Source organism: Bdellovibrio sp. HM001, from assembly GCF_055397275.1.
Genome location: NZ_AP029174.1, coordinates 3094059 through 3119302, shown reverse-complemented (window position 1 = coordinate 3119302; position 25244 = coordinate 3094059). Strand labels below are relative to the sequence as shown.

At 50.2% G+C, this 25244-nt stretch carries 23 protein-coding genes; 13 read left to right on the top strand and 10 right to left on the bottom strand.

The annotated features are described in order from the left end of the window. Window positions 1-38: 38 nt before the first annotated feature. From folD to ACZ5ZZ_RS14625, 4 genes are read left to right on the top strand one after another with little or no spacing between them, the layout of a single operon-like run. Window positions 39-893, top strand: a complete 855-nt coding sequence (gene folD, locus ACZ5ZZ_RS14640; RefSeq protein WP_464132019.1) for a bifunctional methylenetetrahydrofolate dehydrogenase/methenyltetrahydrofolate cyclohydrolase FolD — start codon at window positions 39-41, stop codon at window positions 891-893. Window positions 894-911: 18 nt separating this feature from the next. Next, on the top strand, window positions 912-1952 hold the full coding sequence (locus tag ACZ5ZZ_RS14635) for a Rieske 2Fe-2S domain-containing protein (RefSeq protein ID WP_464140058.1): 1041 nt from the start codon (window positions 912-914) through the stop codon (window positions 1950-1952). 1 nt (window position 1953) lies between these two features. After that, window positions 1954-3054 (top strand): esterase-like activity of phytase family protein, encoded by a 1101-nt coding sequence (locus ACZ5ZZ_RS14630; RefSeq protein WP_464140056.1) that lies wholly within the window; start codon window positions 1954-1956, stop codon window positions 3052-3054. A gap of 3 nt (window positions 3055-3057) precedes the next feature. Continuing rightward, window positions 3058-4362 (top strand): class I SAM-dependent rRNA methyltransferase, encoded by a 1305-nt coding sequence (locus tag ACZ5ZZ_RS14625; RefSeq protein ID WP_464140054.1) that lies wholly within the window; start codon window positions 3058-3060, stop codon window positions 4360-4362. Window positions 4363-4753: 391 nt separating this feature from the next. On the opposite strand, the gene ACZ5ZZ_RS14620 is transcribed toward ACZ5ZZ_RS14625, so the two are convergent. Together ACZ5ZZ_RS14620 and ACZ5ZZ_RS14615 are read right to left on the bottom strand one after the other, a co-directional pair. Continuing rightward, the gene (locus ACZ5ZZ_RS14620; protein ID WP_464140052.1) at window positions 4754-5041 is read right to left on the bottom strand and encodes a DUF3817 domain-containing protein; all 288 of its coding nucleotides are present in this window, start codon (window positions 5039-5041) and stop codon (window positions 4754-4756) included. Window positions 5042-5148: 107 nt separating this feature from the next. Then, a complete protein-coding gene (locus ACZ5ZZ_RS14615; protein WP_464140050.1) occupies window positions 5149-6438 on the bottom strand; it encodes an Hsp70 family protein in 1290 nt (429 codons plus the stop codon). A gap of 147 nt (window positions 6439-6585) precedes the next feature. On the opposite strand from ACZ5ZZ_RS14615, the gene ACZ5ZZ_RS14610 reads away from it, so the two are divergent. Beyond that, complete coding sequence (locus ACZ5ZZ_RS14610) at window positions 6586-7686, top strand: 3D domain-containing protein (RefSeq protein ID WP_464132012.1); 1101 nt, start codon at window positions 6586-6588, stop codon at window positions 7684-7686. A 33-nt stretch (window positions 7687-7719) separates the two neighbouring features. Here the strand turns inward: ACZ5ZZ_RS14610 and ACZ5ZZ_RS14605 are convergent, their stop codons facing one another. Next, complete coding sequence (locus ACZ5ZZ_RS14605; RefSeq protein ID WP_464140048.1) at window positions 7720-8751, bottom strand: hypothetical protein; 1032 nt, start codon at window positions 8749-8751, stop codon at window positions 7720-7722. A 111-nt stretch (window positions 8752-8862) separates the two neighbouring features. On the opposite strand from ACZ5ZZ_RS14605, the gene ACZ5ZZ_RS14600 reads away from it, so the two are divergent. The 8 genes from ACZ5ZZ_RS14600 to ACZ5ZZ_RS14565 all read left to right on the top strand — a co-directional run bounded on the left by ACZ5ZZ_RS14600 (window position 8863) and on the right by ACZ5ZZ_RS14565 (window position 16985). Further along, window positions 8863-9417 (top strand): SLBB domain-containing protein, encoded by a 555-nt coding sequence (locus ACZ5ZZ_RS14600; protein WP_464132008.1) that lies wholly within the window; start codon window positions 8863-8865, stop codon window positions 9415-9417. A gap of 2 nt (window positions 9418-9419) precedes the next feature. Then, window positions 9420-10703 (top strand): O-antigen ligase family protein, encoded by a 1284-nt coding sequence (locus ACZ5ZZ_RS14595; RefSeq protein WP_464132006.1) that lies wholly within the window; start codon window positions 9420-9422, stop codon window positions 10701-10703. Then, entirely contained in the window at window positions 10700-11968 is a 1269-nt protein-coding gene (locus ACZ5ZZ_RS14590; RefSeq protein ID WP_464140046.1) for an MFS transporter, read from the top strand. The genes ACZ5ZZ_RS14595 and ACZ5ZZ_RS14590 overlap by 4 nt, the downstream gene beginning before the upstream one ends. A 102-nt stretch (window positions 11969-12070) precedes the next feature. Next, a complete protein-coding gene (locus ACZ5ZZ_RS14585; protein WP_464118443.1) occupies window positions 12071-13492 on the top strand; it encodes a GumC domain-containing protein in 1422 nt (473 codons plus the stop codon). Between the two features lie 6 nt (window positions 13493-13498). Next, on the top strand, window positions 13499-14635 hold the full coding sequence (locus tag ACZ5ZZ_RS14580; protein WP_464140044.1) for a polysaccharide deacetylase family protein: 1137 nt from the start codon (window positions 13499-13501) through the stop codon (window positions 14633-14635). A gap of 12 nt (window positions 14636-14647) precedes the next feature. After that, window positions 14648-15016, top strand: a complete 369-nt coding sequence (locus ACZ5ZZ_RS14575; RefSeq protein ID WP_464118440.1) for a YkgJ family cysteine cluster protein — start codon at window positions 14648-14650, stop codon at window positions 15014-15016. A gap of 130 nt (window positions 15017-15146) precedes the next feature. Next, window positions 15147-16196, top strand: a complete 1050-nt coding sequence (locus ACZ5ZZ_RS14570) for a hypothetical protein (protein ID WP_464132002.1) — start codon at window positions 15147-15149, stop codon at window positions 16194-16196. 45 nt (window positions 16197-16241) lie between these two features. After that, window positions 16242-16985 (top strand): hypothetical protein, encoded by a 744-nt coding sequence (locus ACZ5ZZ_RS14565; protein ID WP_464132000.1) that lies wholly within the window; start codon window positions 16242-16244, stop codon window positions 16983-16985. 150 nt (window positions 16986-17135) lie between these two features. Here the strand turns inward: ACZ5ZZ_RS14565 and rfaE2 are convergent, their stop codons facing one another. The 7 genes from rfaE2 to ACZ5ZZ_RS14530 form a co-directional block, all read right to left on the bottom strand. Then, window positions 17136-17603, bottom strand: a complete 468-nt coding sequence (gene rfaE2, locus ACZ5ZZ_RS14560; RefSeq protein ID WP_464118437.1) for a D-glycero-beta-D-manno-heptose 1-phosphate adenylyltransferase — start codon at window positions 17601-17603, stop codon at window positions 17136-17138. Window positions 17604-17612: 9 nt separating this feature from the next. Further along, window positions 17613-18395 carry a metalloendopeptidase gene (locus ACZ5ZZ_RS14555; RefSeq protein ID WP_464118435.1) on the bottom strand — a complete coding sequence of 261 codons (783 nt, stop codon included), beginning with the start codon at window positions 18393-18395 and terminating at the stop codon, window positions 17613-17615. Window positions 18396-18409: 14 nt separating this feature from the next. Further along, window positions 18410-19171, bottom strand: coding sequence for an RsmE family RNA methyltransferase (locus tag ACZ5ZZ_RS14550; protein ID WP_464131997.1), 762 nt, complete (start codon window positions 19169-19171; stop codon window positions 18410-18412). Then, complete coding sequence (locus tag ACZ5ZZ_RS14545) at window positions 19168-20067, bottom strand: 50S ribosomal protein L11 methyltransferase (protein ID WP_464140042.1); 900 nt, start codon at window positions 20065-20067, stop codon at window positions 19168-19170. Before ACZ5ZZ_RS14545 ends, ACZ5ZZ_RS14550 begins: the two co-directional genes overlap by 4 nt. After that, window positions 20060-20689, bottom strand: a complete 630-nt coding sequence (locus tag ACZ5ZZ_RS14540; RefSeq protein WP_464140040.1) for a hypothetical protein — start codon at window positions 20687-20689, stop codon at window positions 20060-20062. The genes ACZ5ZZ_RS14545 and ACZ5ZZ_RS14540 overlap by 8 nt, the downstream gene beginning before the upstream one ends. Window positions 20690-20781: 92 nt before the next feature. Then, window positions 20782-21066, bottom strand: coding sequence for a hypothetical protein (locus tag ACZ5ZZ_RS14535; protein ID WP_464131993.1), 285 nt, complete (start codon window positions 21064-21066; stop codon window positions 20782-20784). A gap of 22 nt (window positions 21067-21088) precedes the next feature. Continuing rightward, window positions 21089-25240, bottom strand: coding sequence for a tail fiber domain-containing protein (locus ACZ5ZZ_RS14530; RefSeq protein WP_464140038.1), 4152 nt, complete (start codon window positions 25238-25240; stop codon window positions 21089-21091). Window positions 25241-25244 lie beyond the last annotated feature (4 nt).

Here is a 25244-nt window from a genome sequence, read left to right as displayed (position 1 = left end):
AGCGGAGATTTAAGACTTCAAAAACGGGAGGTCTTTCGGTGCTGATTCTTAACGGAAAAGAAGTCGCAAAGGAAGTGCGTTCTGCCCTCGTTCCCCGGGTTGCAAACTTCAAAGATAAAGCCGGCCGGCCCCCGCACTTGTCAGTGGTCATTGTGGGCGACGATCCCGCCAGTCATACCTATGTAAAAAACAAGAAAATTGCCTGCGAAAAGGTGGGGATGACTTCCACGATTCACAGTATGCCGGCGACGACGACTCAGGCGCAGTTGAACGAGGCCTTGAAAAAGCTGAATGCCGATTCTGAGGTGGATGGAATTCTGGTTCAGTTCCCGCTTCCGAAGCACTTGAGTTCCCACGAGGTTCTGAAATTGGTGTCCCCGGAAAAGGATGCTGACGGACTGACCTATGCTTCTTTGGGGTACTTCTTTGCTGGAAGGCCCTTTGTCAGTCCCTGCACCCCGGCTGGAGTTATGCAGATTCTGAAGCACTATCAAATTTCGGTGCAAGGTCGAAATGCCGTGGTCGTCGGGCGCAGCAATATTGTTGGCAAACCGATGGCGCACATGTTGACAGAGGCTCATGCGACAGTCACATTGTGCCACTCAAAAACAGAGAACCTGTCCGAGATGACTCGTCAGGCAGATCTGGTTGTGGTGGCCGCCGGCAAGGCTCGCTTCCTGGGTAAAGAGGACTTTAAAAAAGACGCCATCGTGATCGACGTGGGAATGCACGGCTCTGGTCAGGGCGGCAAACTGTGCGGCGATGTCCGCTTTGAAGAACTGGATGGCTGGGTGAAAGCCGCTACGCCGGTTCCAGGCGGTGTCGGCCCAATGACGATTGCGATGCTATTGCAGAACACCTGTCTGCTGGCGGAAAAGCGCGCCGGATTTTAGTTTGTAGGTGAGGATTTTATGTTCAGTGGATTCTTGAAAAATGTTTGGTATGTGGGACTTCCAAGTGCAGAGCTGGCTGTGAACAAAGCCACTTCTCGCAAGATCATGAATGAACCGATTGTGTTCTATCGCGACTCCAAAGGGAAAGTTTCCGCCATGCGCGACATCTGTCCTCATCGTGGAATTCCACTGAGCTATGGGCGTGTGGTGAATGATCAAATTGAGTGTCCTTACCATGGCTGGAAGTTTGATGGCACCGGCATGTGCACAGAGATTCCCTCCCTGTGTCCTGATCAGGATTTAAATCCGAATAAAATCAAAGTGCGCGGTTATCCTGTTCACGAAGCTCAAGGTTTGATCTGGGTGTTCGTGGGTGACAAGGATTACGATGTTTCCAAGGCTCCGGCGATTCCGGTGATGAAAGCCTTCCCTGCGGACGTGAAGCCGAAGCTGACCTATGTGGTGAACTTCCCTTGCCACGTCGATCATGCGGTGATTGGTTTGATGGATCCTGCTCACGGGCCTTACGTGCATAAAAGCTGGTTCTGGCGTTCTGAAAAGACCATGCTGGAAAAGAAAAAGAAGTTTGCTCCGGTCAATTACGGCTTCCAGATGGTGCGCCACCAGCCTTCGAAGAATTCCAAGGCTTATAAAATTTTAGGTGGAGCCCCGACGACCGAGATCACTTTCACTTTACCATGTGTTCGGGTTGAGCACATCGAAGTGGGCGCGCGCAATTTCTATTCTTACACGGCATTGACTCCGGTGGATGAAAACAACACGCGGGTGACTCAGTTGGCGTATTGGGACATCCCTTGGTTGAGTCTGATTAAGCCTGCGATCAACAGCTTCTCTAAAACCTTCCTGGGACAGGACATGGATGCGGTGACCAAACAGCAGGATGGTCTTCGTTATGATCCAAGTCTGATGTTGATCAAAGATGCCGATACTCAGGCGAAGTGGTACTATGCTTTGAAGACAGAGTATCATGATCATCTTCAGGAAAAGCGCGACTTCAATCACCCGGTTAAAGAAACTGAGCTTCGCTGGAGAAGTTAGTATGTCTTTTCTGCCCCACGCTCTGCTGGTTTTATTCTTAGGCGGACAGGCTCAGGCATTCAGTCTGAGCTATGTGGGGGAAACATCCATTAAAACAGGCACGGAGTTTCAAAAGACCACCATTGGCGGTCTTTCTGGCATCGTCTGGCGTGATGGCAGGCTGCTGGCGCTTTCTGATGACAAGGGTCGCATGGGCGAGCCGCGTTTTTATGAGTTCGATTTAAAAATATCGTCTTCCGAGGTCTCTTTAAAACCGCAGAAAGTTCATTTTATTTCAGGGCTTCCGGCGACTGGGGAAAAGAAGGCTTCTTTGGACCCTGAGGGCCTGGTAGGTCTTCCTTCCGGGGATCTGTTGATTTCCTCTGAAGGCAATAACGACTCCAAACCCCGCGAAATGCCAAGAGTTTTCCAGGTCTCTGCCGCGGGAACGTGGAAGACGGATCTGCCTGTGCCGGACAAGTTTTTGCCAGAGCCCACGGGGCAGCAGAAAAAGGGTGTGCAGAACAACGCCGCGTTTGAGGGGCTGTCTGTGACCGCGGATGGCAAGCATGCCTTTGTGGGTGTAGAAACTTCTCTTTTTCAGGATTATGTGATCGGCGAAGAAGAAAAAGGCGACTGGATTCGAATTCTCAAGTACGAAGAGAAATCGGAAAAAGGTTTTCAGCCGGTGGGGGAGTACGCTTATCGCATTGAGCCTCTGAAGGATGCTCATGGCGGCAAGGAAGTCTTCCGCGGGGTTTCGGAAGTTCTGGCGGTCAGTGATACAAAGCTGCTGGTTTTGGAGAGAGGCGTTCGCCTTTTTCCCAAAAAGATCTGGGCCAACACGGTGGCTTTGTATGAAGTGGATCTCAGCAAGGGCAGTGATGTTTCGGGTTTCAATAAGCTGGAAGGGGCCAAGTTCACCGGAGTCAGCAAAAAACTGCTGGTGGATTTTGAGGTGGATCTGAAAGATCGCAAGGATAAAAAAGTTCAAAACTTTGAATCTTTGTCCTGGGGACCGAAACTTTCCGAGGGACGTCGCAGTTTGTTGGTGATGTCCGATAATAATTTTTCAAAAAAAGAAATCACCGAGTTAGTGGTTTTCGCAGTTGAGGGTGAATAGTTTATGATGACAGTGTGGCGTCTTCGTCCGGGTGCTGATAAAAGAATTCGCAGCGGACATCCTTGGGTGTTCTCTAACGAACTATCTGCTAGTCCCAAAGGTCTTCCAGCAGGAACTCCGGTGGAGCTTCAGGATTCCAAAGGGCAGTTTCTGGCCCGTGGATACGGCAATCCTCATTCTTTGATTGCGTTCCGTGCGTTAAGCTTTAACAGTCAGGATAAAGAGCCCACCAGTTTTGACTTTCTTCACGAAAAAATCTTCAACTCTTGGCGCGTGCGCAAAGCCGCAGGTTTCCGTGGCAGCTTCCGTCTGGCTTTTGGTGAATCTGATTTTATTCCAGGTCTAGTGCTGGACTATTACATGATCGAACAAAATGGCAAGAAGGCTCAGTTGTTCGCAGCTCAGCTGGTGACCGCGGGGATGAATGAAGCTTTAAAGGATGCCGAGGGCTTCTTTAAAGGCTTGGCCGATAAAGCCCACGCACAGGGTTTGTCCGAGTTTTCTTGGGAACAAACCGCCGTGGTGATTCGTAACGACGTGGGTGTGCGTAAGCTAGAGGGCCTGCAAGTCGAAGAGCCGCGCCTGATAAAAAATCTTCCTGAAATGAATCTTCGCGACGTCGAAATTCTTTTGAATGCAGCCGGCGATGAGGGGCTTGTAAAGATGAGCTGCGATCTGGTGGAAGGGCAAAAAACGGGCTTCTTCCTGGATCAGACTCATAATATCTTCCTAGCGGTGGGGCTTTTCAAAAACTGGGCGAAAACTCAAACTCCGCGCAAGATCCGCGTCTTGGACCTGTGCTGCTATGTGGGTCACTGGTCCACGCAGATCACGCGTGCTTTGAAGTCTTTGGGCTTTGAGGTGGAAGTGTCTTTGGCGGATATCTCCAAGACCGCTCTGGCGTTCGCGAAGAAGAATGCGGAACGTGAAGGTGCTGAAGTCGTCGTGCATGAAATGGACGTGTCGGAAGGGCTGACCCAATTGGCCAGCACGCACTACGATATTGTGATTGCAGATCCTCCGGCGTTTATTAAATCCAAAAAAGACATTCCTATTGGGAAGCATGCTTACTTGAAAATGAACACTCACGCTTTCCGTCTGGTGAAAAAGAACGGCTTTGTCGCGTCTTGTTCTTGTTCTGGCTTGTTGGAAGAAGAAGAGTTCCGCGATGCCATTCGCAAGGCGTCTTTAAGAAACTACGCCGAACTTCGCAGCGTTCTGCGCGGCGGTCATGCGGCAGATCATCCGACGCTCATGCAGTTTCCAGAGGGTTTCTACCTAAAAATGTACGTCCACTATATTCATTAAGCGGTCGTTGAAAAAGGCCCATCTGACTTCGTTGGAGCTGAGCCTTCTCGCTCCGACGTGCTTGGAGCACGCCTGCGCTGCGAGGGCCCACCTCCGCCTCGCATCTGGACCTTTTTGACCGACCTTGAATCCTTGGTTCTCGTGGCTTTTAAGGCGGCTTTATTGATTTTGGCGGTGCTTGTGGGGGTGGTTTCTGGCCTGCGCGGGCTTGGGCTCAGGTTGTCGTCAATCCAACCTTGCAGCAGATTCGTGAGATCATTGGCGATGACTCTAAGGTTTTGATTCTTGCGAGGCGACAGGCCTGGAATCCAACATGGCCTATGAACATATGGGATTGGAGTTCCTGGCGCCGTTGCAATTTGTTTTAACAGGCGAAGATATCAATCCCTAACTAAGCGACTTCTTTTTTATCCAGATATTTGCGTTCAAACCAGAAAGTGCCTGCAGGCAGGACAGAGGCTACGAAAGCCAGAAGTCTGGTCTTCATGGGCCAGTTCAATTCACCGGCGATGAAGTTTGCCATCAGGACATAACCGATGAACAGGAAGCCGTGGATGGGGCCCAGGGCCTTAACCAGGGCGGGGTTGCCAGCCATGTATTTTACAGGCATGGCGATCAAAAGAAGAGCCAGGAAAGAAAGTCCTTCGAGCCAGCCTAGAATACGGAATGCTTGAATCATTTATCACCTCTCAACACGGGGTTGATACTCACTTTTGCTCTATTATGCAGCTTAAAAGTGCTTCTTGAGGCGCAACATATTACTGCGTCTGGTAAGAACTCAATCTTTTAAACAACTTGCTGCCCATTGGCGACGAATCCCGCGGCCTCGGTCAGTCCGGAAAGAACCGAGTGGAAGTGGGACTGAGTCTGCAAACGTTGTGGGCCGAAGCGTTTTTCAAATTCTTTCTGGATGAACGGCACCTTGGCCGTGCCTCCGGTCAGGCAGACTAAATCCACCTGATCCACGGTGACATTGGCGTCTTTTAAGCACTGATCCAAAGAGTTGAATATATTCTGTCGGGTCTCTTCTGCCCATTCCACAAACATTTTGCTGGTAAAGTGCTCCCGAATTTCAAGGCCTGGATAGTCGAAGGTAAATTCAGTTTCCTCTGAATTCGAAAGTGCTCGTTTGGTTCTTTCGATGTTCTCAAAGAACGGGAAGATCTGCTGGTCTTCAATAAGGATGAATAATCTTTCAACCGCCGAGGCGTCATTGGCGGTTAATGAGCACTTCTTCACCTCACGAATGAACTCGTAGGTGTCTTTTTCTTTCAAGTGAACGATGTGAGCCGGATGATTCAGACGCAAGGTCACACCCTTGGGCATCGTCATCACGTTGCTTCCCATCGGCAGTCGATAGCGGGATTTCGCGCCGAAATACTCATTGAGCTTGTGGCTCATGAACACACTGTCCAAAGCATCTCCCGCCAGGGGGCAACCATCGATTGCCAGAACATCTTCCTTGGAAAAACCAGAAGGGCGAAGTTTGATCAAGGTGAAATCTGACGTTCCCCCGCCGAAGTCACCGATCAGAACGATTTTTTCTGCTGTCAGCTCACGCCGATAATCAAAGGCTGCTGCCAGCGGTTCCGGGACAAAATGAACTTCTTTAAAGCCGGCAAAGGCTGCGGCCTTCTGCATGCGATGAAGGGCAAAACCATCTGCGACGGAATCCATGGAATAACGAGCCGGACGACCGATCACGGCTTTTTCGACCGAAGTGTCTAAAGTTTGTTCAGCTCTTTTTTTCAGTTCCAGCAGGAAGGTCCCGATCATGCTTTCCAAAGTCAGGATGCGATTGTCCAGAACGGTTCCCAGATAGTTCTGGTTCGGCAGATGGGATTTGAAGGATCTAAACAGGCGGCCTTCCATGTCCTGTTCAATGTATTGCTCAATGGCTTCAGATCCGTAATAGCACAGGTCCGGATTGGGGAAGTACAGCAGTGTGCGCATCATGGTGGGATCGTTGGCTTTTTTGTCCAACGTGAGGGCTTCGTAACGTTTTCCCTGATGGTAGGCACCCACCAAAGAGTTGCTGGTCCCGAAGTCAATAGAGAGATAAGTGTCTGTGCTCATAGGCTTACAAGTGTAGCATGGCACCATATTTCACAGGTAACTATTTTCGGCACCGGATTTTTCTTCTTTTCAAGTGATTCGTAATTCTCCCGCAAGATCCCAGGGAATTGTTATTCTCGCTCTTGTCTTTAGGTTAGGAGTTTAAATATGACAGGGAAACATATTAAAATACCTACACTAATTTTCGCTCTTCTGGCTCTTGCGGCTTGTGGAAATATGAATGTTGGTGTCACTTCCTTTGAAGCGAATTCTCAGGGCTCGCCTTACGGGCAGCAGGTTGATCAAGGGCCTGCGCAGCAAGCGGATCTGGGAAGCAGCGGTTACTATGGTTATGAAGAGGCCATGGACACCTACGAAGAGGTGGTACAGGAAACTCTTGCCCCGGCGAAAGACAAAAAAGACGCCAAGACAACGTCGCCGGCACCAACCAAGTCCAGCTCTGCCAAGAATGAAGCTGAACCTGCACAAGAGACCGAGGAAAAAACTCCTGGCAAGTCTTCAGAGGTTGCTGAAGAAAAAGCAGAGCCCAAGTCCGAACCTAAAAAGGGCGACCAACCAGCGCCTAAAACAGAAGAACCAGTACTTTCTAAAACTCCCAATGCCCCTCGCAGTGAAGTGGTTGGGCCTGGGGTTTTGAAGCCCACAGTTTATTTCTTTGCGATTCTTAATGAAGATAAAAATGGCTGTAAGCCAGAGACCAGAAGAACATTGCATGGAGCTGGCAGCAAGCCTCTGTTGAAGGTCTGCCCGAAAACGGCAGCAGCATGTTCCCTGCAGGGTTCCTGCGGTGTCATTCAAAAAGGCAAAATGCACACCTTCAATATTATCGGCCGCTTTGACGGGCAGGATCGCTATTTTGAAATTCCGGAAGATGGTTGTCGCTTCGGTTACGGTGTGAACAGCAGCTGTCTTGATCCGTTTTATACTTTGGCAGCGGATCTATCCATCTACAAACCCGGTGAAGTGATCTTCGTTCCTGCAGTTGTTGGCTTGGAGCTTCCGGATGGAAGCAAACACAACGGTTATTTTGTCATTCGGGATAAGGGGCGCGGCATCAAGGGAATGGGACGTTTTGATTTCTTCTCTGGTCACTACAGCTGGAATGATTCTGAAAATCCGTTTAAGAAAATTGGATTGGGTGACGTGAACACCAATATCCCTTACTACAGAATCAAAGGGGAGGCGGCGAAGAAAGTGCAGGCTTCCCGAGCCTTCCCAAGCTTGCCACCACATGCGGTGACAGAATAAAAAAAAGCCCGGTTCTTACCGGGCTTTTTTCGTTTAGACATTGGATTGTTGCTGTTGCTGCGGGGCCTGGTGCTGCATTTGTACTGAGCTGCCCCCTTGAACCTGAGCGGCAGCGGCTTGAGCCATCTGCGCCACAGTCATTTGCGCCTGCTGAGCCTGTTGGTGGTAGTAGTTCAGCTTCGCCACGTATTCTTTCAAGGCTCCATTTTCCTGCTTTAGAACCCCCAGTTGGGTGAGGGCCTGTTGCAGATGACTGTAGTAGTCCTGCGCTTCCAGAGCCTTTTTATCCAGAGCCAGTTTCATTTCCACAATCTTGGTTTCAGCCACCGACATCAAGTTCTTCAGGACATCGTTCTGCTGTTGGGCAGAGGCTTCCACTTCGCTAAAGGAAGTCGAGATTTTTTCAATCTCTTCGTTCAAAGAGGAAATCGTAGAGTCTCTGTTAGCCACCGTCATCTGTAGCTCTTCGACGTTCTGTTGCAGGTTCTGACGTTCTTCCTTCAGGCTGTGGATTTCTTTTTCAAACTGTTCGCGCTGTTCTTCCCAAAGTTCCTGTTCTTTGGTGAAAGCACTTTTGGCTTTCATCAGTTCCATCGCGGTTTCGTCTTTCAGGGCCTGATTCAGTTCCAGGTCTCTTTGCAGTTGTTTGTTCTTTTCAAACAAAGCCTGGCTGTATTTCTTTTCTTCGCTTTGCATTTGCAGGGCGCGCGCTTTCAGGCCTTGAATCTCTAGTTGAAGCTGAAGGCTCAGCTCCAATGACTTCGCCAGATCACCACTGAGTTTGGTGTTATTTGCGCGCTCTGCGATCAATTGGTTTGCCAATTGTTGCAGTTGTGCGTCCAACGTTTCAGCACCGTAAGACACGTTTTCCAGGGATTTGATCTTCTCGCGAAGTTCTTCCTGGCTGCCTTTCAGGTCTGAATGGAATTTTTTCATTTGAACCTGCATTTGCTCATACTTTGGTGGAGGCGGGACTAGACCCTCTTCAGGGTTGGTGCCCAGCTCGTTAAGTTTGCTGCAGATCTCATCAAAAAGTTTTTCGTGCTCAGGAACGGAGTTCGTCATAGACTTCATTGTGAGGCACAGACAGAAGTCAAGTCATCGAAATTTATTGACATGAGTCCAGCCTCTCGATTTAGGTCCAGTGTTGAATAGTCATGATTTGGGAGAGTTAAAATGAGTATCCAAAAGTCTTTGCAGTTTGTGATGGCTGTTTTAATGACGATCACTTGTGTAAGCACCGCGTACGGACAGCAGGAACTGGGGTTGCTAAGTGACATCAAGCCGCCTCAACAATCATCGGAATATATTTTCCGCTCCTCCCCCAAAGAATCCTTGATCAGTGTCCAGTTGCTGGGGGCGGTTTACAAGCCGGGGATCTATTACATTCCGGCTAACACGGAATTGCTCAAGCTTCTGACGTTGGCTGGTGGAACCACCAATGGCGGGGACCTTTCCGAGATTCTGGTGCGTAAGTCAGAGCCGAAATCCTGGGCGGACCTCAAAATGAAGGCTATCAATGAATACCAGGGCGCATACGAAGTCGATGCTGAAAAAATCATCAAGTTTGGTGGGGGCAAGAATCTGAAACTGGGGCAGGATGATTTTGTCTATGTTCCACCACGCACTCCTTGGATCAGCAGCGAGGCCTCCCGAGGGATCACGATCGTTTCTGTGGTTCTGGGGATTGTGTTAACGGCTGTCCTTATTGATAAAAACACCGGGAAGTAAAGATGGTTGGGGCCCGCGACGGTCGAATTTTATTTTTGATCAAAGCCCTTGTGGCCCTGCTGTTTATCTCCAAAATTTCTTTGGGAAGCTTTTTGCTTCCTGTTCCACACAGTTTTTCCTATCTGATCTTCCAGCAGGGGCTGCATCCGTATGTGAACGTCTTTCTGTGTTTTCTGCTGGGGCTTCCGCTGGCCTTGTTATGGCTGAAGGTCCGAGACCGACATCATCTCAGCGGCTTTTATAAGCTCTTTATCTTCCTTCTGATGCTGACGCTGATTGTGCAGACTCTTTTACAGATCAGCTATGTGAATACGGATGAATCTCCGGTTATGCAGGTGGGGGCCTTGCTGGTGTCCCTGTTCATGATCGTGGTCTATGGGGTTTTGATCCCAAGTCTTTGGGATGTTCGCGACTTTATGCGCTTTGTGCAGAAGTGGTCGGGTGTGCTGGTACTTATCTCTCTGCTTTTGTGGGTGGTGGCCGGTGGCGCCGTCTTCAAGGGGGGACGCTTTGTCGGTGTTTTTAAACACATTCCCCACATGGTGACCTGTGCTACCGTGGCCTTTATTTTCTCTTTGGGAACCTTGCTGGATGACAGTAAAATGAAACATAAGGTTTGGGATGTCCTGGTGCTTGCAGGAAGTTTTCTGGCCATCATCCTGACAGGAACCCGTTCTTCCGCGGCGGCGGCCCTGATGGCCTTTGTTGTGACAATGGTTCTGCATAAAACGGCAACCAATCAAGGGCGGATCTTTAAGTTTGCCTTTTTGTCTTTGCTTGTGACCTTCACCCTGTTCTTTGGGAATCAGGTCTATGACTTCGCCCGCGGGATTGCGACGGGCCAGAACTCTTTGGGATCTCGCGAGGCCCAGGACGGCATTGCCTCTCGTTGGGAAGAGGTCGAGCGTGGCAGTCAGATTTTCCTTCAGGAGCCTTGGCTGGGGCATGGACTGCTTTCCAAATTTGCGGCTGGCAATGAGGTGGATGTTTCCAACTACAATGCCATGAAGGATCCGCACAATATCTTTATCTCGGCCGGGGTGATCGGTGGCTGGCCCCTTCTTGTGTTAGCGGGCATTTCATTGATTCTGATGGTTGTCGGTTCTTTCAAAGCGCTTTTGAGTTTTGACATTTCTAAACGGCAAGTGGCGATCTATTTGCTGTCCCATATTCCTATTCTCATTATCTATCACATACACTTATCCATTGGGGGCATGGCCGATCGTCTTTATTGGATGGTCTTTGGCTTTATTGCGGCGTCGGTCTCCAGGATAGGAAAGAAATGAAAGGTCCTGGCTACGGCTTTGCGGAATTGGGAATCAACTGCGTTGAGATCTTCCTGCGTCTACATTTGCTGGTCTTCTATACTCAGGAAGTGGGATTGAGCTCTTCGTGGGCCGGATTGGCTTTGGGGCTCTCCATTTTTTGGGATGCGTTGATTGATCCGCTCATCGGTTACTATTCTGACCGCGTTCGATCCCGTCGGGGAGAGCGTTATTCGTTCTTACCCTGGGGGCTGGTATTTTTGTCAGTTTCCATGATGGGTTTGCTGAATCCTCCTCCGATGACCTCCATGGCGTCGAAGTTTTTCTATCTGCTGACGTTTTCCCTTTTGGTGAACACGGCCTACACCTGTTTAAGTGTGCCCTATTCCGCTTTGGTTGGTGATCTAGCCGGGGATTCCGCCGAACGCTCTCGTTTGATTGGCTGGCGTCTGGCATTTGGAAATCTGGGAGCTATTTTTGGTATTGCGGTGCCAGGGTATTTTTTGATAGCCAGAGATTCCAAACCTTACGCGCAGGCTGCATGGATGATTGTTGGGCTGTTGTGTATCGGCACGCTGGTGTCCTGGTTGACGGCTCTGAAGTACAACCGTCCTTTGGCAGAGGGCAAAACAACCGCCAAGTTCTCAATGTGGCAGCCTTTGCACAATAAGAACTTTGTACCACTTTTACTGGCGTACTTTGTTGCCAATATCGGGCTGACTTTTAACTCCTCTGTGGCGCTTTACTTTTATCGGGAAGGTCTTCGATTTTCTGAGACGGAAATCACCACCGTTCTGTTGTTGTTCCTGCTTTCATTTACTTTGTCGATTCCGGGCTGGCTGTATTTGATTCGCTATGTGCCCAAGCGCAAAGCGCTGATGTGGGGAGTGTTTTTGTTGGGAATGGTCAGCTGCTTTATATACCCCATCCTGCCAGTGGCGCAGGTGGGGTGGGCGCTGCTGTGGGCCTCTTTAATCGGAGGGATTCTGGTGGGCTCGGCAGTGCTTTTAGAGTCCTTGCTGACAGATATCGTGAAGGCGGAAGAAGAGCGCACCGGGCATGACGAACTGGGCCTGTATTTCGGGGTCTGGAAAATGGTCGGCAAAATCTCTCGCGGTTTGGCGTTGGCTGTTACGGGACAGCTCCTGACCTGGGCGCTGACAAAAGAGCCAGAGACCACACATTTTCGATTGAGTCTCGCCTTTGGCCCCCTGGTGGGCGGTCTTTTTATTCTGGCGGTCCTTGTGCTGTGGAAGCTGTCAAATGGGCGCCCTGCCGTGAAGTAATTTCAAACTCTTAATCCTCATTGCACATTAAACACAGGCCAAGGCTGAAAAACGGTGGCACAACCAATGCTTACGGTCTGTTAGATGAAAAGGTGGGGAAATATGAGTGATCAGCATATGGAACCGGAACTCACGGTAGGCGAAATTATCAAACTGTACTTATCTCATTGGCGGATGTTTGCCGTCTTTACGGCCGTGCTGTTTGCTATCAGTGTTCTTGTTTATATCGTTAAAATTCCGTTTGTGGCGAATTCCACGATAGTTATTCACGATTCCCAGAACTCGTCTTTGCAAGCCTTTTCCAATCAGTTCTATGGACTTTCAAAATCCGTTCAAGAGTCCAAAAAGGGCAGTAGTGTCTTATCCAAACACATCGAATACCTTAAAACCCGTGAGTTCTATGAGGCCCTTTTAAAGCGCATTGAAGAGCGCGGAAACAGCCAGGAAATCACTCTAGAGGAACGTAAAGGATTTGAGATCTTCCGTGACAAATATTTGAAGGACCTGGAAGGCAACCCTGAAGGCCGGGTTCAATTATTGCAAGTGCTGAATGCTTGGACTCGCATAAATCTGGATTCAGATTTCGAGATCCGTGTGGCAGCTGTGACCCCCGTAAAATCCATGTCCTTGTTCCTTTCGAACACGGCATCGGAACTGGCGGCAGATATGCTGAAAAAACGGGAACTGGCGGAAATCAACCGTGTGGAAGATTTCATGTCCAAACAAAAAGTCGATGCTGATCAGAAGCTGGTGGCCCTTGGGAAGCAACTGGCAGAGATGCAGAATAAAGATGAAAACCTTTTACCTTTGGCTTCCAAAGATAAAATGGGTGATTACGTGTCTGACCTTTTGGTGCGATCCAATGAGATCAAACTGAAGATGGCAGAAAATAGAAAAATGATCGACTACCTTCAAGCAGGACGTGGGAAGCAGAAGGAAAGTGCCCTTTATGGTGTTGGTGGTCGTATCGAAGCATTGAAAATTGAAAACAACATCCTGGCCGGGAAACTTGGCCAGGTGCAGGCTTCTATTGCGCGCTTGAAGAAGGAAGTGAAGGATCTACCGTTCGCAGCGCAAATGGTGGAAGACCTGAAAAAGAAGTCCGAGCTGGAGTTCAACCGCTATAAGGAACTGAGCACAGCTTTGACCAAATTGGATGCGATGAAAATTTCCATCGACACTCGTTTTGAAGTGTTGGAGCGTGCTCGTTGGGAGACGACATTGCCACAGATCGGACTTTTAAGTCTGGGGCTGTTGTCCTTGCTATTAAGTCAGTTTGTGGGCTCCTTGGTAATTTATTTCCGTTACCTGTGGAATCCGCACGTGGTGACAGCGCAGGCGTCCCGCAACCTGGTTATTTTCGACAATCACTCTGTGGATCCACGGGTGATTATTGAGAATTCCAAAATTAAGTTTAGTTTGAAGAAACCGGAAACCAAGAAGGATGAAGTTAACGAGGACGAACAGCAGAAGATGGCTTGGAACGTTCTTAATGTCGGTCAAGGGACCGATGTTTCGCAGTAGGTGACTATGAAGAAGTTTGTTTTCGGGGGTATGATTTTGTTATCTGCGACTTCCCTGGTGGGGTGTGGAAGTCAGATTGGCAGCAGTGTTCGTCAGGCAGTGACGGTCAACCAAGAGGCTAAGAACCTGGTTGAATGGGAAAATTCTGAAGCCAACCCGGAAGCATTGTTCGCCAACTGGCGCCACGAGTTCATGGTTGATTCCACAAAGCGTGAAACCATGAAAGAAGAGTTGTGCACGGAGCTGAACAAACTTGATGGTCAGTCCTTGACGATCTTTGAGAATGAAATCCGTGATGAAAATAACCGTGCTCTGGTCAGCTCTTGTAAAGAGGAGCTGTTGCAGAAGGTGGATGAACACTTCGACAAAGAACGTGAGACTTTGGACGTTCCAGGTCACGCCCTTAAGGCGGTTTACTCTGGCAACAACTTCCAGTTCCCGACGAATATTCAAAAACGTGACACGTCCAAGGGTTATCACGCAGTGACCGGAGATGTGGCGCGCAAGGAAGTGATCATCACTTTTGATGATGGTCCGAATGGTCAGTACACTGATGCAATCCTGCGTGCCTTCAGGGAAGTAAATGCGAAAGCGATCTTCTTCCACATGGGTAAGGCGGTCCGCGCAAACCCTGACATCGTGAAGCGAGTGGCGGCAGATGGTCACTCTATCGGAACGCACTCGACGACACACGCGTGCTTGGGCAGCAGCTCTGCCTGCCGTAAGACCAATGGTCGCAACCTGACTTTTGATGAAGCCGTGGCTGAAATCAAAGGCGGACACCAGGCTGTTTATGATGCGATTGGTTGGGTGGATCCGTTCTTCCGTTTCCCTTATGGTGAAGGTTCCCCGGAGCTTAAGAACTTCCTGAAGAATAACTCCACAGGTGAATTCTTCTGGTCGATCGACAGCAATGACTGGAGAGCTCAGACGAATGAAAATCTGCTGCGCACCACAATTGCGGAGATTGAAAAGCGAGGCCGTGGGCAGGTTCTGTTCCATGACATCCAAAGGAAAACGGCGGAAATCATGCCTCAGTTCCTGCGTGAGCTTTACAACCGTGGCTACAGTATTGTACTAATTCAGCCCGCAGATTTGTCTGCGCGATACAACAGCAAGCTGGTTAAGAAAAGACTGCCATAGTTTTAAAAGTTCATGAGAAAAACGGATATCGATCGTCCATCAACCTGGAAGCCCTATAAGACGGGGATGTGCAATGGCTGCTTCGGCGGCTGCTGCACAATGCCGGTTGAAATCAAACTCTCGGACCTCATCCGACTTGGTGTTGCCACCGAGGATGAGGCCCAAACCTCGATTAAAAAGTTAGCAAAAAGACTGATAAAAGAAGGCATTATCGTCTCGTATCGATCCGGGACAGAGTTCTTTATGCTCTCTCAGAAGGCCAACCGGGACTGCCTGTTTTTAGATTCTAAAACGCGCCTGTGTACGGTCTATGAGAAGCGCCCGGACACCTGCCGTCAGTTCCCTTCCATTGGCCCCCGTCCGGGGTTCTGCCCGGGCTAGTTGTCGAAAATTCTGACAGGGGGGTGCTCTTGTTGGGCTCTGTCTCAGGGTGGGGCGTGCCAAGACCTTTATATTCGCTCTGAAGTGGCATAAGCGCTGCTCTTACTCCTGATAAGAACAGGAGGCCCTTATGAGCTTCACAGATAAAAAACTCGAAATCGCGATTGCAGGCTTTGCCCTTCTTATGATTGGCGGGATGGGTTATCTGCTGAAGTCCCCTGTTCAAAGCGCTATCGGCGAGATGGAAGTGATCTACGAGATGCCTCGTCCTAAATCCATTCTGGCGGCGTTGTTTGATCTGGGGGATCGAGAGATTTCGCGCGATTATAAGAATCCGTTTGCAAAGAAGAAAGCTGACGAAAAGAAAGTGGAGGCAAAGGCGGCAGCGCCTCAGCAGGCTCCGGCAAAAGCTGTTGCCAAGAAAGCGGACTCTAAAAAAACTCCAACTGCTATCAAAAAGCCTTCTGTGGAAGTGAATGTGGTCGATGCAGCACCCGCTTCTGGCTTGACCTCTGACGACATCACCGTGGGTGATGGCAATGTTCCGCAGAACTATCAGCAAAATACAAACAAAACAAATACAGCCAATACGACTGACACCAAGAACACTCTTTCTGGTGACCAGTGGAGAGCCCTGTTGCAGGCTCAGCCGACCAAAGAAAACCTGGATAAGCTGATTGCCGCTTACAGCGCAAAAGAAGTGGATGATCAGACGTTCTATACAATCGTGACAGAGCTTCTTCGCAGCAATAAAACAGAGACGCAGGATCTGGGCTTGGCGGCGCTCAAGGGCACTTACAGTCAAAAAAGTTTCGCCGTGGCCGCTCAGTATTTCGATCAGGTGGCTCCGGAAGTGCAGACAAAGCTTCATTCCTACATGTTGAGCTATGCGGTTTCCGGTCGCATGGGAATTCTGATGTCTGTTCTGAAAAGCGACAATTCAGAATTAGTGACGGTGGCAACTCAGGTAGTGATGGAAGGTTATGTGGCGGCTAAGGCGGGCACGAACTTGAATGATCCCCGTGGGTCTCGCGGTGATGTGGCTATTAACTCTGTGGCTGGGTATGCGAAGTTTATCCCCGTCTTCCAGCAGTTGGCGCAAAGCCAGGACAGTGAAATCGCCAGCTTGGCCTCTGCAGCCTTGAGTCAAATCCAAACCTCAGCCGTTGCGGCTCTTTAAAACTGGACAGGCCCGCCTGTTTTCGACGAGAATAAGCCCATATTTATGGGCTTTCTTCATTTCTGGCGAAACATTCTTGTGATAACTTTGATAGCTGGGACCTCTCAGGTCTTTGCGGCTACAGATTTGCCTAGAAATTTGAATGCCAAAGATCAGACACGCGCCCTGCAGATACTGGGATTTGGTTCGGCCTCCAAGATTCTGGACAATCCCTATCCTCTGGGTGGTTACACTGGAATTGAAGTGGGACTGTCCTCTGAATTTATTCCCGCCGAAGATTTGGCAAGTCTGGGAAGCAAGACCGAAGACAAAGGGGAGTTTAACTTCTACACCCTGACTGTCGGCAAAGGCCTTTACTACAACATCGACACCCTGTTTTATTTCACACCCACGATTCAGGGTGAGAAAATGCAGAACTACGGCGCTCAGTTGCGCTGGGGCTTTTATGAAGCCAGCTTCTTTCCTTTGAGTCTGACTGCGATGTTGTATGGTGGTGGAGCCAGTTTTTCCAACCTGATCAATGTTTCCACGATGGGGCTGGATCTGATTGCGACCGTGGCGATGGATCGACTTGCCATCTATACGGGATTTGGACGTGTCCGTGCGACGGGAACTTTCATCGGTGGAGCGGACGGCATCACGGCCGATCAGAATACGGTGACTCAGGATATCGTAGAGGATCACGCTGTGTTTGGGCTTAACATCGATATTTCCAAGATGTTCTTGGCGATGCAAATTGATCGCTATTCGGACTCGGTCTATAGCGCCAAAATAGGCTTCCGCTTTTAGATCGGTGAAAAAGGCCCATCCGACGTCGTTGGAAGGCAACCTTCTCGCTCCGACGTGCATTGAGCACGCCTGCGCTGCGAGGGTTACCTTCCGCCTCGCGGCTGAACCTTTTTGACCGATCTAAACTTATGAGCTAGTTGGGTAGATTTTCTATTTTTGGGCTTTTTCGATGAGTTTGGTGGTGGATTTTCCGTCCACAAACTGCAAGGACATGACTTTTCCGCCGTAGGACATAACAAACGGCGCGCCGACGATGGAGTCAATTTTCCAGTCGCCGCCTTTGACTAAAATGTCAGGCTTCACTTTGTGAATCAGATTTTCGGGTGTGTCTTCGGTGAAGATCACCGTGAAATTCACAGCACCCAAGGCTGCCAGAATCTCTGCGCGGTCGTTTTCGATTTGGACCGGGCGGGTAGGGCCTTTCAGGCGTTTGACGCTGGCATCAGAGTTCACACCCACAACCAGGATATCGCCCAGGCGCTGGGCTTCCTGCAAGTAGCGAACATGCCCTACGTGCAGAAGATCAAAGCAGCCATTGGTGAAAACGATTTTTTTGCCTTGAGCGCGAATCGGGGCCAGAGTTTCTTCAATATTTTCAAATGTGCAAACCTGACCCATAGATGTCTTTTATGCTTTCTTGTAAAGCTGTGCGCCAGTGATAGCGCCTGCGAAGTCTTTATTAAACAGAACAGATAGAATTGGCATCACCACGAAACCTGTCGCGATCACGAGCAGGCTGCGGGCAACCACTTTCAAAGAGTAAGCGGCTTTGTTCAGCTCTTCCGGCTTGCCGATTCTTTGATCAAACGCCCACTCTCCCGGAGTGCAGCCCACAAAGATACGATTCACTGTCAGATAAATGAACGCCACACCCGCAAACAGGCAGAAGGTGGAAAGATAGATCATGCCTTGAGCATCTGGATTGGTCAGATTGCCGATCAGATCCACTTTAGTGATCACCAAAAGGATGATCATGCACAGCAAGCTCGCAGCGATCACCAACATTCCGTCCAAAAGCGCTGCCGAGAAGCTCCAGGTCGTCTTTTTGAATTCTTCTCTGGCTGCCGTTCCAGTGATTTTTTGAGGCGCTTTGTCCAAATCCAAACGGCGATTTTTTTGCAGTGTCTTCAGGATCTCATCAACGGCTGTGGATGAAGCCGCACCATCACCGCCCACTTCGGTCAATGAACCCGGAGCTGGTGGGACAGGGGAGGCTTTTTTGCGAGGAAGTGGTGGACGAAGAGGATCCGTCGAAGCCTCTTCGATAAGCTCTAGACCTTTATCCTTAAGAACCGGGCTGACAGAGAAAGCTTCAGCTTTATCCTGAGCGGATGCATTGTTTTGTTTTTTCTTGTGAAAACCCAAACCATCGGTGAGCGGCTTAAACTCAAATTCCTCAAAAGGATCCATGCCTTCTCCTTAAATCAACACATCAGATCAAAGTCATACTTTAGGACGGAGACCAAGGTCATGCAAGCCGTTTCAACTCGCAGAACCTGGGGCCCTAAGGTGACTGGATGAAGGCCTAGTTTTTGGAATTCCTCAACCTCGCGGTGAGAGAATCCCCCCTCACTGCCCACGATAATCCAGATGTCTTTGATCCCTTGAGGACGGTCAGATTTAACTTTGGTGACATAATCCTTGATGCTTAGAGTCGCCGGACCCTCATAAGCAAATAGACCCACACCGGAGTCATTTCGGTTAATTAAATCCGAGATCTTTTCAAACGGGATGGCCGGATGGATCTTCATCAGGTCGCCACGTCCACTTTGCTGAGTGGCGGATTTGACGATTTTATCCCAGCGGTCGGTTTTATTATCCGACAGCTTTTCCCCTTTTCTCAAGAAGCTAAATTCAGAGAAGAAGGGATGGATGCTGGAAACGCCCATTTCCACCGCCTTTTCCATGATGGCATCCATCACGGGAAAGCGGGACAGGGAAAGAACAAGATGAAGGTGAGGTTCTTTGAGAGCTGGGATATCCCGAGTTTCAAGAATCTGCGCGGTGGCAGTCTTTTTGGAAACTTGGGTGACTTCAACGAAGTAAGCTTTACTGTCTTCAGTCAGCACTTCAAATTTGGATCCCACTTCCTGACGACAAACATCGAAGATGTGATGAAACACATCCCCGGTGAAGTTCACCTGATCTTGAAAGAGATCTTTTTTGTCGATCCAATAACGTCTCATGACTGAACCCAGTAACCAACCCACTCGTCTTTTTCAAGGCGACGGATCACAGTCAGGCCCGAGCCTTCCAGGAACTTTTCGAAGAAGTGGTTGTCACGCTCTTCGAGAATACCCGTTAGCAGCATGTGACCACCGGGTTTCAGAACGCGCATAAGGTCTTTTTTGATATTGATCAGAACTCCGTCGATGATATTGGCCACGACCACATCGTACTGTTCACGCAGGTCTTCGATCAAAGACTCGGGGATGGAGATTTGTTCCACCTTGTTGAGCTTGATATTTTCGCGCGCCACTCGGCGGGCTTCAGGGTCAATTTCGATCCCGGTGACCAGGCCCATACCGGCCATCTCGGCCAGCATTGCCAAAATGGCTGTGCCAGTGCCGACATCCAACATCGTCCAGTTGCCGATTTGATCTTTGTATTTTTCAGCCAGCTTGTGAATGAAAAAAGCCATCATCTGAGTGGTCGCATGAGTGCCTGTTCCGAAAGCCATGCCCGGATCAATATAGATCGGATGTTTGCATTCTGGAGGAGGCGTCAGCCAGGAAGGGACAACCCAGAAGTCACCGACAAGTTTGAACGGCTTGAAGCCCTTTTTCCATTCTTCCAACCAGTCTTTGGTTTCTTCTTCATGGATATGCCACTTGATGTCTTCATTAAGTTCGATCAGGCCATCAAAGAAATTGCAGCCCGGGCGCTCTGGAAAAAACACGTCCAATTCATGGGCACGAACGTGAAGAATTTGAGGATCATAAGTCAGATCAGGCTGTGTGAACGGCAAGGCTTCAGTGACGCCCGAAGCGCCACATTCAAAGCAATGTGTGGTGATGATGTCTTCAAGTTCAGCAGGAACCTGGCTTAGGCGGATACGGAAGTAGGAATTTGTGTCACTCATTCCGAGTGGTGTTATCAGAAACCACCGATTTTTCAAGCTTTTCTGCGGTTTGCAGGGACGCCTGAACCACCGTGGAAGTCACTGGTGGAGGGTTTGCAGAAACTACAGGGTTGGCGGTCTCTGGGGCCAGGTTGGGAGTCGTAATAACCTGCGTCTGAACCACGGTCACGGCCGGGGAGGGGGTGGCGGCCGGGGTATCAGCTTCGGCAACCTTGCGCCGTTTGGGTTTGGAGTTGTCAATAAACGAGCCCCCCAGATCAATGCGGTCGCCGGTCATAATGCCAATTTGCTCCAGCATGGGGAGCTCATCCCTGGATAGCAGGGTGAATTCGCGTGCCACGGCCACACGGTCATAGACGGCGATGATTTTAAGTTGTCCCACCGGGACCATGATTTCACCAACAGCATTGGCACCACTGGCATCACGCACGTTGATTTTTCGGACGGCGGTGACCACCAGATTCTTCTTTAAGCCAGAGCCGGGAGTGACATTGATGTAGAAGTCTTTGTAAACGGTGTCTTCTTCAGACAGCGTGATGTTTCTGCGCACATCCACCACTGACATGTCAGCGGCCTGCGATGGCGTCGAAAATCCCAACAGGAATGCAATTAAGAACATCATAAGAAAACCCTTCCATGGTTTGTCTGTTCCCTTTATCGGCTGTCTTATTTTGAAACTTGAGGGCTCTGGACCTTGGTTTGACCGAAGGTCCGTCAGTTGGAAACGATGGCGCCCTGAACAGAGCTGTAGACTTTGTAGGTCTTGTCTTCGGTGGTCTGCTCGATACCGGACATGTAGTTACCCACAGTGCTTTGCACATGATAAGTCACTCCGCCACCTGTGGCGGTTCCTGTCTGAGTGGAGCCGGAAACCAAACCGGTTGTTTTGGCAGGATCCTGAAATTTAATTGGAGAGTTCTCTGAAATTTGCTCCAGTGACGCATCCATCGAGCATCCTGTGGCAAGAATCATAAGTGAAGCCAGTACGATCCATTTCACGTGCAACCTCCGCACAGATTACTTATCGGCTGGAAGCCGGAGTTCTTTGAGTTTTCTCATTTTGAGACCTGATATATTTCATTAGATCTTCATTCTGTTGGCGTAGATCCTCATTTTGTTTTTGTAAGGCGGTCATTTGCTTTTCCAACGCCGAAATTCGATCTTCGTGATTCATGAGCATCGCTTTGAATTTGTGATAAAGCTCCTGCACAGCGCCAGTGATCGGGGCGATCATGTTCATGTAAGACACGGACTTGATGCCACTTTTGTTCTGATCGACAACATGAGGGTAAATCTGTTCCAGTTCCTGGGCGATAAAGCCCATTTGCAACCGAGGATCCGCATAGGGGTCTTTCCAATGATACGAGGACGGTTTGAGCTGAAGGATCTTTTCCAGACTGCCTTCAAGAGTATGAATGTCTTTCTTCAGGCGGATGTCCGATGCACCGTTGACGGTGCCCACGGTCGTCAGATTTCCGACAGCAGACAAAACCATTTTGGGAGATATCGAACCGCCGTTTTTCGTGATGAAGTGCATATCGCCCCCCTCCATCTCGTTGGCGATGTTAAATAGTGTGCTCCCCGTGGTTGGTATGCCAAGATAACCGCTGCGAGTGGTGGGGCTTGCGGTGCGGGCAAAGAACTGAATATAAGTGTGATCGCCCGTGCCGGGCTTCAGGCTGAGTATTCCCATCCCGTTAGAGCCGGATTCACCCAAAGTCAGCAAGCCTGACGCATCCAAAGACATCAGCATCTGACCTGAACCCAAATTGCCTTTATAGAAATTCAGGCGACGGGAACTCCCAAATTCATTCACGATGTGGAAGTTGTTGGTGACAGTGGCGTCACTGCCGATCTGGAAAGAAGAGTAAGCCGTATTACCCGCACCCGAGCTGCCAATATGCACGTTGGCCAGGGGCGAAGCGGTGTTAAATCCGGTAGGACCCGCAAAATAGTTCTTAGCCGTGCCGCTGGCTTGATAGACGCTGTATCGGTTCGTCGCAGTACCACCTGTTGTCGGAGCTGCCAGGAGAAGATCGTACATGGTTCCGATGGTTCCGGATTGAAGTTGGGGTAAGACATGTAACCCAATGGCATTGTTTGTTGTGGGAGAGTTGCCTGCTTCGAAGCCTTCGTGTCCGTACATAAAGCTTGCGGCTCGCAGGTCGCTGACGGTCCCCGCGTCTATATTGCCGGCATAGCGATTGCGGGTCGCCGCTGTATACAGCGCCTCGTTGGTGCTGGTGACGGTGACACCCGCGGGAACATTCGGCACAACAATACTGACCGACGCGTGGGTGGACAGTGTCGAGTTGGCAGACGGGTTGAAGCGTTGATAGACTCCGCTGCCAGTCAGGTTGCCGGAGGTTTCGGTGTTGTTGCGTAAAACCGCCATCTGAGTTTCAGTCGGGATGACGGAATAAGCTGCAGGGAACGGTGTGAGATCCCCGATGATAGCTCCACCCTTGACTTGGAAATTTGTGACGGGGCTGGCCGTTTTGATTCCCACCTTTCCATCCGCCTTGATGGTCATCCAGCGATTGACCCCCATCATGTCAGTAAAGTGCAGATCAGCGGAGGTTGTGTTCGTGAAGTCAGTGCCGGACTCAATGTAATTGACTCCGTTCTGAGTCAGGATGCGCAGAGTGGAGGGATTGGCCACTGATTTGTCATGAAGACGAATGTCTGTGGCCCCCGTACCTGACACCATAAAACTTCCCGTCGGGGAGGTTTCGTTGATACCGACAGCGCCGTTTGAAAGAATTGTCATTCGAGGCGAGCCATTGGTTTCCAAGGTCAGAGAGTTGGCATCGTTCGTTCCCAGAACCGCCGCAGTTCCGAAGCTGTTGCCTCCATTGGCGAAGATTCCTGAAGATGAATAGTTAGTGCAGCCCATGACACCTAAGGCATCAAAGGTCACCATTTGCCCCACAGCACAAGTGAAAGGCACGATGCTAGAGCCGGTGCCATCCGAGGCCAGCAGGCGATTGGCGGTGATCGAGGCAACGCCGGTTCCACCTTTGGCAACAGGGACTGTTGACGGGAAATTAGCAGGGTCTGCGCTGATCGTGCCGGAAGATACGGCGATTCCCGCGCCTATTTGTACAACCCCGCGGGCCCCTGTTGTTGCCGGGTCCACGGAAATCACAGGAGTTGTGGTTCCGCTGGCCACCTGCACAGGTGCGGTTCCAGAAACACTGGTGACAGTTCCAACGGTGGGGGAAGCCCACTTCAGCCCTGAAGCTGTCGCGGTATCAACAGTCAATACCTGACCATTGGATCCAATCGGCAGACGGATATTATTACTGGTATCTCGTGTTAATATATCGCCTTTTGTGGTCAGAGGAGAAAGGGCATTGAAAGCCCCCAGAGAAGTTGTTGCACCCGTTCCGCCATTGGCAACAGGCAAAGTGCCAGTGACTTCAGAGGCAAGATTGATGGCAGCCCCATTGGCAGCCGCAGTCAAGCGGCCTTGCGCATCGACGGTGATATTTGCGCGGGTATAAGACCCCGCAGCCACCGTCGTGTTTGCCAGTGAAATCGTTCCGGTTGTAGTGATTGTTCCACCGGTAAGTCCGGTTCCGGTGGCGATGCTTGTGACGGTTCCCCCTGAGGAAGTGTCGGTGTCATTTGCACACTCCCAGCGGTTGTTCGCAGAAACCCATTTCAGAACCTGGCCGTCCGTACATGCCGTGTTGTTCGGGCGATAGATAAAGTACTTTCCGGCAGCGTTACCGATATCACCCACATCCAAGGTCACGGAGCCTGTGCGGCCCGCAACGCTGGTGACAGGGAAGGCGATCGCAGCATTGGCCGCTGCGGTTAAACGCCCTTGTGCATCGACGGTGAAAGTGCCGACTTGAGTTGTGGACCCATAAGAGTTCGGCGTGACCGTGGTGTTGGCCAGAGAAATTGTTCCTGTCGTCGTGATCGGTCCACCGGAAAGACCGGTTCCCGTGGCAATGTTGGTGACGGTGCCGCCTGAGTTTGCATCGTTATCGGCGGCGGGCGCCCATTTCGTTCCATCATACTTCAGAACCTGCCCTGGCGTGAGGCCGGTTGTGTCGACAGCAACACCTTTGATTTTATTCACGGTCACAGCTCCGATGGTTCCACTGACATCACCAGCGACAGAGACATTGATCGCCTGACAGTTAAAACCACTCACCGCATTCCAGTACATGGTCTGGTGAGCACCACAACCCGCATTTGCAACAGCATCACTGAATTCCGCATCGGTCATGTAGTTGTTCAGTGTTGTGTTGAGTCCGTTGACGTCGGCTGTGTTGATTTGCGCGGACAACCACTGGGTGCCGTTGAATTTCAAAAAATGCCCATTGGTGGGAGCGGCGTTGGAGACAGCAGTCCCCTGAAGCGCGACAACGCTGGGATTTGGGTAAGTTCCACCCAGATCACCTGCGGCGGCACCCGAGGGCGTTCGTGCATCGCTTAGACGAGGATCGTTCCCCACGGTCACAGTGTTTGCTGTGTTTCCCACCTGCAAAGTCAGTTGCGGAGTGCTGGTTCCATTTGTGATGGTGATGAATCCATTGGCGGAGGTGACCTCTGAAACTGTTCCTCCATTGGCTCCGGTAACCCCCGCACAACTTAAAGCCGTGCCATTCCATTTCAGGAACGTGCCATCGGGACACGTTGGCAGAGCTCCCTTAAGCACGAAGTCTTCGGCTTTGTTTTGCCCCAGTTTTTCCGAGGACAGGGCATAGGCTGCGTAGGGAACCGTGCGAATTTCATTGGACGGGGAGATGACTTTCCAGCCCGAGCCGTCGTGGAACTGCACTTTCAAAAGACGCGTATCCCCGGCTTGTGCGGGATAAGTGGAGTTGCCATAGCAGTTGTGTGATTTGCTGTTGTTAAAAGCATCCAGCAAAGTGAAGAGAGGATCTGAGGGAAACAGTTTGGTTCCCGAGCCGATCGGAACATCAAAGACCCCGGCGGAGTTAAGCATGTTGATGCCATCTTTTTGTTCGCGATAGATGACACAACTGCCGTTGGGGCTTGTGATTTCAAATAAAAAGCTGACGCTGCTATTTTCCAACGGTTGACCATTGGATTTGATAATCCGGCCCTGATAGGTCAGAGAATTGGGCGAGGCTTCAGCAATAAAAGCGCAAAGCCATGAGAGTAATATTAATAAATACGTTCCATTTCTCATGCTT

Coding starts and splice junctions, on each gene's coding strand:
- ACZ5ZZ_RS14635 (WP_464140058.1), top strand. CDS start 912: ATGTTCAGTGGATTCTTGAAAAATGTTTGGTATGTGGGACTTCCAAGT.
- ACZ5ZZ_RS14630 (WP_464140056.1), top strand. CDS start 1,954: ATGTCTTTTCTGCCCCACGCTCTGCTGGTTTTATTCTTAGGCGGACAG.
- ACZ5ZZ_RS14625 (WP_464140054.1), top strand. CDS start 3,058: ATGATGACAGTGTGGCGTCTTCGTCCGGGTGCTGATAAAAGAATTCGC.
- ACZ5ZZ_RS14620 (WP_464140052.1), bottom strand. CDS start 5,041: ATGATTCAAGCATTCCGTATTCTAGGCTGGCTCGAAGGACTTTCTTTC.
- ACZ5ZZ_RS14615 (WP_464140050.1), bottom strand. CDS start 6,438: ATGAGCACAGACACTTATCTCTCTATTGACTTCGGGACCAGCAACTCT.
- ACZ5ZZ_RS14610 (WP_464132012.1), top strand. CDS start 6,586: ATGACAGGGAAACATATTAAAATACCTACACTAATTTTCGCTCTTCTG.
- ACZ5ZZ_RS14605 (WP_464140048.1), bottom strand. CDS start 8,751: ATGACGAACTCCGTTCCTGAGCACGAAAAACTTTTTGATGAGATCTGC.
- ACZ5ZZ_RS14600 (WP_464132008.1), top strand. CDS start 8,863: ATGAGTATCCAAAAGTCTTTGCAGTTTGTGATGGCTGTTTTAATGACG.
- ACZ5ZZ_RS14595 (WP_464132006.1), top strand. CDS start 9,420: ATGGTTGGGGCCCGCGACGGTCGAATTTTATTTTTGATCAAAGCCCTT.
- ACZ5ZZ_RS14590 (WP_464140046.1), top strand. CDS start 10,700: ATGAAAGGTCCTGGCTACGGCTTTGCGGAATTGGGAATCAACTGCGTT.
- ACZ5ZZ_RS14585 (WP_464118443.1), top strand. CDS start 12,071: ATGAGTGATCAGCATATGGAACCGGAACTCACGGTAGGCGAAATTATC.
- ACZ5ZZ_RS14580 (WP_464140044.1), top strand. CDS start 13,499: ATGAAGAAGTTTGTTTTCGGGGGTATGATTTTGTTATCTGCGACTTCC.
- ACZ5ZZ_RS14575 (WP_464118440.1), top strand. CDS start 14,648: ATGAGAAAAACGGATATCGATCGTCCATCAACCTGGAAGCCCTATAAG.
- ACZ5ZZ_RS14570 (WP_464132002.1), top strand. CDS start 15,147: ATGAGCTTCACAGATAAAAAACTCGAAATCGCGATTGCAGGCTTTGCC.
- ACZ5ZZ_RS14565 (WP_464132000.1), top strand. CDS start 16,242: ATGGGCTTTCTTCATTTCTGGCGAAACATTCTTGTGATAACTTTGATA.
- rfaE2 (WP_464118437.1), bottom strand. CDS start 17,603: ATGGGTCAGGTTTGCACATTTGAAAATATTGAAGAAACTCTGGCCCCG.
- ACZ5ZZ_RS14555 (WP_464118435.1), bottom strand. CDS start 18,395: ATGGATCCTTTTGAGGAATTTGAGTTTAAGCCGCTCACCGATGGTTTG.
- ACZ5ZZ_RS14550 (WP_464131997.1), bottom strand. CDS start 19,171: ATGAGACGTTATTGGATCGACAAAAAAGATCTCTTTCAAGATCAGGTG.
- ACZ5ZZ_RS14545 (WP_464140042.1), bottom strand. CDS start 20,067: ATGAGTGACACAAATTCCTACTTCCGTATCCGCCTAAGCCAGGTTCCT.
- ACZ5ZZ_RS14540 (WP_464140040.1), bottom strand. CDS start 20,689: ATGATGTTCTTAATTGCATTCCTGTTGGGATTTTCGACGCCATCGCAG.
- ACZ5ZZ_RS14530 (WP_464140038.1), bottom strand. CDS start 25,240: ATGAGAAATGGAACGTATTTATTAATATTACTCTCATGGCTTTGCGCT.